The 10,631-nt window shown below is 72.7% G+C and carries 7 protein-coding genes; all 7 read right to left on the reverse strand.

Annotated elements, in window-relative coordinates:
- Positions 1-22 precede the first annotated feature (22 nt).
- The 7 genes from secA to mtrA all read right to left on the reverse strand — a co-directional run bounded on the left by secA (position 23) and on the right by mtrA (position 10,432).
- Entirely contained in the window at positions 23-3,028 is a 3,006-nt protein-coding gene (secA, locus tag CXH06_RS12640) for a preprotein translocase subunit SecA (protein WP_114855560.1), read from the reverse strand.
- A 148-nt stretch (positions 3,029-3,176) separates the two neighbouring features.
- Positions 3,177-4,475, reverse strand: a complete 1,299-nt coding sequence (locus tag CXH06_RS12645) for a winged helix-turn-helix domain-containing protein (RefSeq protein ID WP_114855561.1) — start codon at positions 4,473-4,475, stop codon at positions 3,177-3,179.
- A 94-nt stretch (positions 4,476-4,569) separates the two neighbouring features.
- Complete coding sequence (hpf, locus tag CXH06_RS12650; RefSeq protein WP_114855562.1) at positions 4,570-5,232, reverse strand: ribosome hibernation-promoting factor, HPF/YfiA family; 663 nt, start codon at positions 5,230-5,232, stop codon at positions 4,570-4,572.
- Positions 5,233-5,405: 173 nt separating this feature from the next.
- On the reverse strand, positions 5,406-6,191 hold the full coding sequence (locus CXH06_RS12655) for a ComF family protein (RefSeq protein WP_114855563.1): 786 nt from the start codon (positions 6,189-6,191) through the stop codon (positions 5,406-5,408).
- 137 nt (positions 6,192-6,328) lie between these two features.
- Complete coding sequence (locus CXH06_RS12660) at positions 6,329-8,026, reverse strand: GerMN domain-containing protein (RefSeq protein WP_114855564.1); 1,698 nt, start codon at positions 8,024-8,026, stop codon at positions 6,329-6,331.
- Positions 8,023-9,720: an MtrAB system histidine kinase MtrB gene (gene mtrB, locus CXH06_RS12665; protein ID WP_114855565.1), complete on the reverse strand. Its 1,698-nt coding sequence runs from the start codon at positions 9,718-9,720 to the stop codon at positions 8,023-8,025. Before mtrB ends, CXH06_RS12660 begins: the two co-directional genes overlap by 4 nt.
- A gap of 16 nt (positions 9,721-9,736) precedes the next feature.
- Entirely contained in the window at positions 9,737-10,432 is a 696-nt protein-coding gene (mtrA, locus tag CXH06_RS12670) for an MtrAB system response regulator MtrA (protein ID WP_114855566.1), read from the reverse strand.
- Positions 10,433-10,631 lie beyond the last annotated feature (199 nt).

Here is a 10,631-nt window from a genome sequence, read left to right on the forward strand (position 1 = left end):
CGGCCGGGGGCCGGCGCCTCCGTCAGCGGCGCCGGCTCCTCGCGCGCCGCTGCGCCCGGTTCGACCCTGCGCCCTGCGGAGCGCCCTCGGGCTTGTCCTGCTCCGTCTCGGCGGTCGCTGCGCCCTCGGGCGCCCCGGAGGCCGCCCGGCGTGCCTGCCGGCGGCGCTGCGCCCGCGAGAGGGTCGAGGTGTCCTGCACGCCGCTGCCCTCGGCCGAGGTGTACCGCAGTTGCCCCTCGGCGGGGCCGTCGTCGAGGCCCTTCGCATGCAGCACCACGCGCTTCTCCTCGGCGAGAGCCTCGGCACGCTCGTCCGCGTCGTCGTCCTGCTCCTCGGCCTCGGCCGCCGCGTCGGACGCCGCCGGGTCCTTCTCGGTGTCCCCGGTCGGCTCGGCCTCCGCCCCGGAGGACTGCTGGTCCGTCGCCGTCGCCCCGGAGGTCGCCGCCGCCGTGGCCGCCGCGAGCCTGCCCGCCGCCGACGCGCCGCGCAGGAGATCGCTGACGGCCTGGGGCACCACGGACTCGGTCTTCTCGACCTGCACCTCGAGGTGGTAGACGTAGCCGACCACGTCCTCCTTGATGCCGGCCATCATGTCGTTGAACATGAGGTGGCCCTCGCGCTCGTACTCGATGAGCGGATCACGCTGGGCCATGGCTCGCAGCCCGATGCCCTCCTTGAGGTAGTCCATCTCGTAGAGGTGCTCGCGCCAGCGGCGGTCCATCACCGACAGCAGCACGCGTCGCTGCAGCTGGTGCAGAGCCTCCTCGCCGAGCTCCTCCCGCCGCGTCTCGTACGCGATGCGGGCATCGGCCAGGATCTCCTCCTTGAGCAGCGCCGCCTCGAGGTTCTCCTTGCCGCCGACCTCCTCGAGGATGTCCTCCTTGGTGAGGGAGACCGGATAGGCCGGTCGCAGGGCGCCCCAGAGCTCGTCGAAGTCGATGTCCTCCGCGGGCTTGCCCCGGGTGTGGGCGTCGACGGTGCCGCCGATGACCTCCTCGATGAAGCGCTCGACATGCTCGTCGAGATCCTCGCCCTCGAGGATCCGCGAGCGCTCGTCGTAGAACTTCCGGCGCTGCTTGGTGAGGACGTCGTCGTACTTCAGGACGTTCTTGCGGATCTCGGCGTTGCGGGACTCGATGGAGTTCTGCGCCCGCTGGATCGCTCCGGAGACCATCCGGCCGGTCAGCGGGACCGACTCGTCGACCCCGCCCCGGGCCAGCAGCGACTCGGCCGCCCCGGAGTTGAACAGGCGCATCAGGTCGTCCTGCAGCGAGAGGTAGAAGCGGGACTCGCCCGGGTCGCCCTGGCGCCCGGAGCGGCCGCGCAGCTGGTTGTCGATGCGCCGCGACTCGTGGCGCTCGGTGCCCAGCACGTACAGGCCGCCCAGCTCCACCACCTCGTCGTGCTGCTCGGCCACGGCGTCCTTGGCACGCTCGAGCTCCTCGTCCCAGGCCGCCTCGTAGGCCTCCCGGTCCTCCTCGGCGTCCAGTCCGCGCTTCTCGAGCTCGGCATGGGCCATGAACTCGACGTTGCCGCCCAGCATGATGTCCGTGCCGCGGCCGGCCATGTTGGTGGCCACGGTGACCGCGCCCTTGGCGCCGGCCATCGCGACGATCGCCGCCTCGCCGGCGTGGTTCTTGGCGTTGAGGACCTCGTGGGCGACGCCCTGGGCGTTCAGCAGCTTCGCGAGGTACTCGGACTTCTCGACGCTGGTGGTGCCCACGAGCACGGGCTGGCCCTTCTCGTGGCGCTCGACGATGTCCTCGACCACCGCATCGAACTTGGCCTTCTCGGTGCGGTAGATGCGGTCGGGCTCGTCCGCGCGCTGCATCGGCCGGTGCGTCGGGATCGGCACCACCCCGAGCTTGTAGGTGTTCATGAACTCGGCGGCCTCGGTCTCCGCGGTGCCGGTCATGCCCGAGAGCTTCTCGTACTGCTTGAAGTAGTTCTGGAGGGTGATCGTGGCGAGCGTCTGGTTCTCCGCCTTGATCTTCACCCCCTCCTTGGCCTCGATGGCCTGGTGCATCCCCTCGTTGTAGCGGCGACCGGCCAGGATGCGGCCGGTGTGCTCGTCGACGATCATCACCTCGCCGTTGAGGACCACGTAGTCCTTGTCCCGCTTGAACAGCTCCTTGGCCTTGATGGCGTTGTTGAGGAAGCCGATCAGCGGGGTGTTCAGCGACTCGTACAGGTTCTCGATGCCCAGATGGTCCTCGACCTTGTCGATCCCGGACTCGAGCACGCCCACGGTGCGCTTCTTCTCGTCGACCTCGTAGTCGCGATCACGGCGCAGCAGCTTCACGACCTTCGCGAACTCGCTGAACCACTTGTTGGCCTCCCCCGACCCGGGGCCGGAGATGATCAGCGGGGTGCGGGCCTCGTCGATGAGGATCGAGTCCACCTCGTCGACGATCGCGAAGCTGTGCCCGCGCTGGACCCGCTCCTCGGGCGAGAGCGCCATGTTGTCGCGCAGGTAGTCGAAGCCGAACTCGTTGTTCGTGCCGTAGGTGATGTCCGCGCCGTACTGCTCGCGGCGCTCCGCCGGAGTCATCCCGGACTTGATGACGCCGGTGGTCATGCCCAGGGCGCGGAAGACACGTCCCATGAGGTCGCTCTGGTAGCCGGCCAGGTAGTCGTTGACGGTGACCACGTGGACGCCCTTGCCCGAGAGCGCGTTGAGATAGGCGGGGAGGGTGGCGACCAGCGTCTTGCCCTCACCGGTCTTCATCTCCGCGATGCGGCCGCGATGCAGGGCGGCGCCGCCCATGATCTGCACGTCGTAGGGGCGCTGGCCGAGGGTGCGGTGCGCGGCCTCGCGGACCGCGGCGAAGGCCTCGACCATGATGTCGTCGAGGGTCTCGCCGTCCTCGAGCCGTTCGGCGAAGTGCTCGCTCTCGGCGCGCAGCTCCTCGTCGGTGAGGTCGGAGAAGACCTCCTCCGCCTCGCCCACTTGCCGGGCGATAGCTTCGAGCCGGCGCACTTCGCGGCCTTCGCCGGCGCGCAGGATCTTGTCGAAGAGGTTGACCACTCGTGCTCCCGTAGGTGTCCGGACCGTCCTCCCGGACGGCAGTTGCCTCACCCATCGTAAGCGTCACCGTCCTGAGAGGTGTCCCGGTGCGCCGATCCTCACCCGCCGCGCCGTGGTGCCGCGTCGCCATGAGGGTCCTGCTCCCCGTTCATGCGGCGGCTCTCCGGGCCTCCGCGAGGGCAGCGGAGAGCGCCCCGGTGCCGGCTCCGGTGGCGACCTCCACGCCCTGCAGCCCCTGCCAGCGCGCCGCGCGCTCCAGCTCCTCGGCGAGCGCGGCGGCGACCGGCCCGTCCTCGGGGCGTCGGCGGCGGGGCAGGTGCGGCAGCTCCTCGCGGTAGGCGCCGCGCACCTCGAGCACCCCACGGCGGCGGTCGGCCCGCAGGTCCACCCGGGCGGGGAAGACGTCCCCGAGCAGGAAGAGCAGGGAGTAGTACCCGGTGGTGCGCCGCTCGGCCGGGGTGTAGATCCCGATCCGGTAGTCCACGTCGAACAGCTGCCGGAGCCGCGGGCGATGGAAGGCGATCGGGTCGAAGGGGCTGACCAGCGCGGCGGTGCGCAGCGGGGCCGGCCGCGGCGCGTCCCGGTGCCGCAGCAGACGGCGCGTCCCGGCCGGGTGCGTCATCTCCACCTCCTCCAGCTCGCCCTCGGCCAGCATGTCCTCGATCGCCGGTCGCACCTCGGCGCGGCGGAGACGGAAGTAGTCGGCCAGCGACGCCGGGTCGGCGATGCCGAGGGCGCGGGCCGCCCGGGAGGTGAGGCCGCGGATCTCCTCCTGCTTCCGCGCGGTGGTCCCGTCGGCCGCTGCGACGGTCGCGGCGGCCCGGTCGAGCACCTCCGCGGTCGGCGCGGAGGGGATGTAGAGACGCTCGAACTGGGCGCTGCGCCCCACGCACTCCAGCGCCCCGGCGCGGAACAGGTACTCGACGGTCCACTGGCTCTCGGTGCGGCGCCAGCCCCAGCCCTCGCCGCGCTCGGTGTCCCCCAGGTGGCGCGAGACCTCGGCGGCGCTCGCCGGTCCGCGCTCGGCGAGCACCTCCAGGATCCGTCCGATGAGCTCCGGGGAGGACTCGGCCGCCTCCTTCACCGCGCTCCAGCCCTCGCGCGCCGCCGCGCGACGGCGGAACCCGAGCAGATCGTGGACCTCGGAGGTCGCGAAGGCCGCCTCATGGGCGAGAGTCTCGTGGACCAGCCGACCGCGTCCCGGCCGGGAGGCGCGGTCCAGCGCCGCCGGGTCCCAAATGCCGGTGCGGGTGTAGACCGGCAGGTGGTGGGCACGGGCGAAGACGCTCACCGAGTCGATCTGCAGCAGGTGGGTGCGCTCCAGGGTGCGGGCCAGCGCACGCCGACTGGCGGTCCCATCGGGCATCTCGTCGCGGCGGACGGAGCCCATGCCCTGGGCGCGCAGCGCGATGCGGCGCGCCTGGGTCCAGGTGAGGGTCTCGGTCACTGCATACTCCTGCGGTCTCCGGCGGGGCCCTGCACGCGAAGGAGGGCGGGAGGGCGCCGCAGCGCGCCTCCCGCCCGTCCGTCGTCGGTGGAGGTCAGGATGCCGTCAGCTCGCCGTCGAGCTCGATCAGTCCGTAGTTCCATCCCTTGCGGCGGTAGACCACCTTCGGGTTGCCGGACTCGGCGTCGAGGAAGAGGAAGAAGTCATGGCCGACGAGCTCCATCCGGTAGAGCGCGTCGTCGACGCTCATCGGCGTCGCCGGATGCTTCTTCTCACGGATCACCACGGGCGATCCGACCTCGGCCAGGTCGGTCTCGACGGTGGTCGGAGCCTCCTCGGGCTCGGCGGTCGGCGTCGGCACGGGGTCCTGCAGGGCGGCCGGCAGCTCGTCGTCCGCGGGCATGGTCCGCAGGCTCGCGCCGGTGTTCTGGTGGGCGCGGTCGCGGCCGCGCCGGTGGTCCTTCCGCCGGTCGCGGGCGCGGCGGAGGCGTTCGAGCAGCTTCCCGTAGGCGATGTCCAGCGCGCCGTAGAGGTCATCGGCGCGCGCCTCGGACCGGATCACGGCGCCGTTCTCGTGCACGGTGAGCTCGACACGGTCGCTGAGCTCGGACTGCCTGGGGTTCTTCTCCTGCGAGATCTCGACGTCCACGCGGAGGGCCGCGGGGGCGAGCTGGGTGACCTTGTCGAGCTTGTCGGCCAGATGACGACGGAAACGGTCCGGGACGTCCATGTGACGTCCGACGACGTTGATCTCCATGAGTGAATGCTCCTCCTATCCGGGTGCGGCCGCTCGGAGCCCGGCCGCGATGGCTCTTCGGCTGGGTGACGCACCTCCTGAGGAAGAGGGTCTCGCCGGTGTGTGGCGAGTGGCACAAGCATGCCACGTTTCGCTCGACGTTTCCTGGCCGTCGTCCACTCTCCTCCGTGCGTTCACCATCGCGCGAGGTCATCGTGCCCGGGAAGGCGGGAGGCGGCGACCACCACGGCGCCCAGCACCCGCATCCCCTGCGCCGTGAGCGCCTCGTGCATCCCCCGCAGGGTGGCCCCCGTGGTGACGACGTCGTCGACGACGACGACCGGCGCCGCCCTCGCACCGGCGCGCCGGGCGGCCGCACCGGTGACGCGGATGCGGCGTCCTCGCCGCTGACGGGCGCCGCGCCCCTCCTGGGCGGTGGTCGGGACGGCGCGCAGCAGCAGCGGACGCCCGCAGCCGGTCCTCGCCAGCGAGCGCACCAGCTCGGCGACGTGGTCCTCTCCCCGGCGGATCCGTGCGCCGCGCCGCGAGGGGACGGGCACCAGCTCGGGGCGCCGGACGCCCCCGGAGGCGGCCAGGGTGGTCACGGCGGGCGCGAGCGCCTCGGCGATCCGTCCGCCCAGGTGGAGCTGTCCGGCGTTCTTCCAGGCCAGCACCAGCTCCTGCAGCGCACCTCCGTACTCCCCCAGGGCCAGGACGGGCAGCAGCGGGGTGTGGTCCACCCCGGCCGGCAGCACCGTCGCCCCGTGGCGCTCCTCCCGGATCCGGGCCCCGCTGAGCAGCTGCAGAGCGTCGCAGCCGGCCTCGACCCGGCGCGCGGGCGCCGCGAGCGCGACGGCGCAGCGGGCGCACAGCCAGCTGCCCTCCTCGCCGCAGGGACAGCGTCGGGGCACCACCAGGGAGCCGGTCTCCGCGACCACCTCCCGGACGCGGGACCGCAGCGAGCGGCGAGTCTCCTCCATGCACCGATCCCAGCCCGGACACCCCGGCGCGTCGAGGGCGCACGCTCGATGGTGGACGACCGGCGCCTGGGGAGGAACGTCGCAGCCGATGCCGTGCTGTCCCGCACGGACCCGACCGTGCCACCGCCGAGGGCGGCTCAGTAGAAGGACGGATCCCGACCCGTGATCTCCGAGGAGGTCCACTCCTCGCCGTCGCCCCGCAGCAGCTCGCCGCCCCTGGTGCCCGCCCAGACCGTCCCGGCCACGACGGAGCCGGCGATGCGGTCCGTGCCGGTGGGCAGAGCAGGCAGCAGCTCCCGTCCGGACGAGAAGTCGACGATCTGGGCCCGCCGCTCCCCCGAGGCGTCCCGGCCCAGCACCACCACGGCGACCTCGTCGTACCAGGTGGCCTGGGTGACGTCGGTGAGGAAGGTGCGCACGGGCACCGGCTCGGTGAGCGCCGAGGGGACCCCCTCGGCGTCGCGGATCACGGCGCAGAGGTCCAGGCGGGTGCCGCCGTCGTCCGCCGTCAGCACGATCAGGCGGGTCGCGTCGGCCGAGACGTCCAGCGCGCGCACCTCCCGGCCCGCCAGCCACGGGGCGTCGACCCGGGCGTCGCGGTCCGCGCCGGCGCCGGACAGCGCCAGCAGCACCCCGGCGCTGGCGGCGGTCGAGGTCCACACGTACCCCGCGTCGTCGAGGCGCGGTGCCACGAAGGCACCGCCCGCGACCGCCTCGCGCAGCGGCACCGAGCCGTCGGTCGAGGCGAGCAGCACCGCGGACCCCTCGGGGTTCCGTGCCGCCGCCAGCACCCCGCTCTGCGCGATCACCGGGGAGGAGACCTCGCGCTCGGCGAGCGCCGGAACCAGCTGCGCGCCCTCCTGCGTGGTGGGATCGGCGAGCGAGATCACGCCGGTGGGGCCGGCGGCGATCGGACGGTGCCCCGGCAGCGGGCGATCGACGCGGGAGTCCTCGTCGAGGACCACCTCCACGCCGTCGCTGACCAGGGTCACCCCCGAGAGGGAGGGCAGGGAGCGCAGAGAGGCCTCCAGCTGCGCGAGCGCCCGCTCCCGCGCGGCGGGGTCGAGCTGGTCGACGGCCGCGGGCACCTCGACCTGCGTGGCGCCGTCCGCCGTGGTGGTGATCGCGGCGGAGGCGACGACCGAGCTGGCGGGCACCTGGCTGCGCACGGCGTCCGCGAGGTACGTGGCGGGCCCCGAGACCAGGGCCTCGAGCACCGGGGTTCCGCCGCGGCGCAGCGGGAACCAGCGCGGGTCCGGCACCAGGTGCAGGTCCCGCGTGTCGAGGAAGTACAGGCGCGCCGGCGTGTAGAGGGTGTCGAAGGCCGCCTCCGAGAGGAAGATGCCGTCGGGCACCCCGCTGATCCGCCACTGGTCCTCGACCTGCTCGATGGACACCTGGATCTCGCGCATGACCGGTCCGGCCATCAGCGAGCGTGTCCCCTCCCCGTCGACCGTGGCGACGGCCTGCACGATCAGCGCCAGTCGGTTCTCCCCGACCTGCTCGATCTCGAGCTCCTGGGTGCTGGAGTACACGGTGATCCCGGCCTCCGGGTCCCACCGTCGGCTCATGTCCTCGGTGAGATAGGCGCGGGCGACGGCGAAATCGTCCTCGGAGCCCACGCCGGCCTGGACGAACCCGGAGACGACCTCCTCGGCGGTGGCATCGTCCGGGGGCGGGAGGGCGCGCACATAGGGGGCGCCGGGTTGCGCCTGCGCACCGAGGGCGCGGGTGTCGATCGGGGAATCGGTGGGGATGCGCGCGCAGGCGGCGCCCAGCCCCAGCAGAGCGCCGACGCCGAGGGCGCGCAGCACCTGGCGGCGTGCAGGCATCATCGGTGGTCCCCCTCGGTGGTCGGATCCTCGAGATCGGGGAGCTGGTCCGGACCGACGGGGATCTCGCCGGTCGTGGTCGGGGCGACGTCGGCGTCGGCCTCCTGACGGTCGAAGGAGCGCTCGAGCCGCAGCGGCGAGCGGACCAGCTCCGCTCCGGGCCGGCGGGGCAGGGTCACCCGGAACACCGCGCCCTCGCCCTCCTGGCCCCAGGCCTGCAGCCAGCCATGGTGGAGACGCGCATCCTCGACGGAGATCGACAGGCCCAGTCCGGTGCCGCCGATGGTCCGCGCTCGGGAGGGGTCCGCCCGCCAGAAGCGGTCGAAGACCCTGGAGGCGTCCTCGGGCGAGATGCCCCGCCCGTGGTCCTGGACCACGACCGCGACCGCCTCCTCGTCCGAGCCGGTCCGGACCATCACGGGATGGCCGGCGCCGTGCTCGATCGCGTTGGTCAGCAGGTTCCTCAGAATCCGGTCCACGCGCCGCGCATCGACCACGGCATGCATGCCCACGCCGGACAGGCGCACGTCCAGGACGCAGCCGCGGGCACCGGCGAGCGGCCGGACGTCCTCGACCGCGCGGGTCACCAGCGCGTCGAGGTCCTCGCGGTGCGCCTCGAGCTCCACGGCCCCCGCGTCGAAGCGGGAGATCTCCAGCAGGTCCGCCAGCAGCACCTCGAAGCGCTCCACCTGGGCATCGAGCAGCTCGACGGTGCGCTGCAGGTCCACCGGCAGGTCCTCGCGCCGCGTGTCCAGCACCGAGGAGGCCATGGCGATGGTGGTCAGGGGCGTGCGCAGCTCGTGGGAGACATCGGCGACGAAGCGCTGCTGGACCCGGGAGAGCTCGGTGAGATCGTCGACCTTCTGCTCCAGGCTCCGCGCCATGTCGTTGAACGACTCCCCCACCAGGGCCAGCTCATCGGCCCCGGAGACCTCGACGCGGCTGGTGAGGTCACCGGCCGCCATCCGCTCCGCGGCGTGCGCCGCATGCTTCAACGGCGTGGTCACCAGGCGGGCGACGACAATCGCGATCCCGACCACCAGGGCCAGCAGCACCCCGCCGCCGCCGAGGATGACCCGCTGCACGAAGGCGAGGGTCTCCTGCTCCTCCTGCAGCGAGTACACGAGGTACAGGTCGTAGGAGCCGGACCCGGGGACGATCACGCGCGTCCCCACCAGGAGGGCCGGGGAGACGGCCCCCTCGCCGTCGTCGCGACCGATGGAGCGCCACGAGATCGCATCGGGCTGCTCGGCAACGGCCGCCGCGAACTCGTCGTCGACCTCGTCGAACAGGGTCCGGTCGGAGGACGCCACCGGGAACACGGTGCCCGAGGTCTCCACCGGGACCAGCGCCACCTCCTGCCGATCGCCGCCGCCCTGCCCGCCGGAGGTCTGGACGAAGGCGTTGATGGCGTCCTGCTGCTGGGTGCTGGTGGACCCGGAGAGCTGGGTGAGGGTCTCGGTGAGGTCCGCGCGCACCTCGAGCGCCTCCTCGAGCACCCGGTCGCGGCGCTGCTCGTAAAGGCCGTCGGCGATCACCGAGGAGAGGTAGGCGCCGACGGCGAGCATCGCGAGGATCGACAGCAGCGTCGTCACCACCACCACGCGCAGCGCCAGGGGCCAGCTGCGCGGGTCGACCGCGCGCACCGACCGGTCCTCGGCGGACTCGGGCGGCGCGTCCGGGGGCGGTGCGCTCACGGAGGATCCGACGCGCTCAGGACGCGCCCCCGGCGCGATAGCCGACGCCGCGGACCGTCACCACGATGCTGGGGTTCTCGGGGTCGTGCTCGATCTTCGAGCGCAGTCGCTGGACGTGGACGTTGACCAGGCGGGTGTCCGCGCTGTGGCGGTAGCCCCACACGTCGCGCAGCAGCACGTCCCGGGTGAAGACCTGCCAGGGCTTGCGCGCGAGCTGGGTGAGCAGGTCGAACTCCAGCGGGGTCAGCGGGATCTGCTCCTCGCCGCGGCGCACCTCGTGCCCGTCGACGTCGATGGTCAGGTCGCCGATGGTCAGCTGCTCGGTGGTGGGCGCCTCCACCCGGCGCACCCTCGCCTTGATCCGCGCCACCAGCTCATCGGGCTCGAAGGGCTTGGTGAGATAGTCGTCGGCCCCGGCCTCCAGCCCCTCGACCACGTCGGCCGTGTCGGTGCGGGCGGTCAGCATGATGATCGGCACCCCCGACTCCTTGCGGAGCCGGCGGCACACCTCGATGCCGTCGATCCCCGGCAGCATGAGATCCAGCAGCACCAGATCGGGACGCAGACGGGGGAAGGTCTCGAGCGCCGAGGCGCCGTCCGGGGAGGTCGCGACCTCGTATCCCTTGCCGCGCAGGACGATGCCGACCATCTCGGCGATGGCCTGGTCGTCGTCGACCACGAGAATCCGTGAAGGCGTCGTCATGGGGGTCATTGTGCCATCGCCCCCGAGGGCGCGGCGCGGAGGTCCTCTCCGGCGGTGTCCTCCGTCCGTCGCCGTCGGCCGGGACCGTCCGGAAGACGCGCGGTCATCGACGTTCGTCGGATCAGGGGCGGGCCGGGGACTCCGTAGTGTCGACTCCATCAGAACGGCACGAGGTGCGCGACGGGCTCCCTCGCCTCCCGGCCCGACC

This window comes from Brachybacterium sp. YJGR34 (assembly GCF_003347015.1).
Lineage (GTDB): Bacteria > Actinomycetota > Actinomycetes > Actinomycetales > Dermabacteraceae > Brachybacterium.

Bases quoted from the DNA above. Each gene is read 5' to 3' on its own strand.
- CXH06_RS12655 (WP_114855563.1), bottom strand. From the start codon at position 6,191: ATGGAGGAGACTCGCCGCTCGCTGCGGTCCCGCGTCCGGGAGGTGGTC.
- CXH06_RS12660 (WP_114855564.1), bottom strand. From the start codon at position 8,026: ATGATGCCTGCACGCCGCCAGGTGCTGCGCGCCCTCGGCGTCGGCGCT.
- hpf (WP_114855562.1), bottom strand. From the start codon at position 5,232: ATGGAGATCAACGTCGTCGGACGTCACATGGACGTCCCGGACCGTTTC.
- mtrA (WP_114855566.1), bottom strand. From the start codon at position 10,432: ATGACCCCCATGACGACGCCTTCACGGATTCTCGTGGTCGACGACGAC.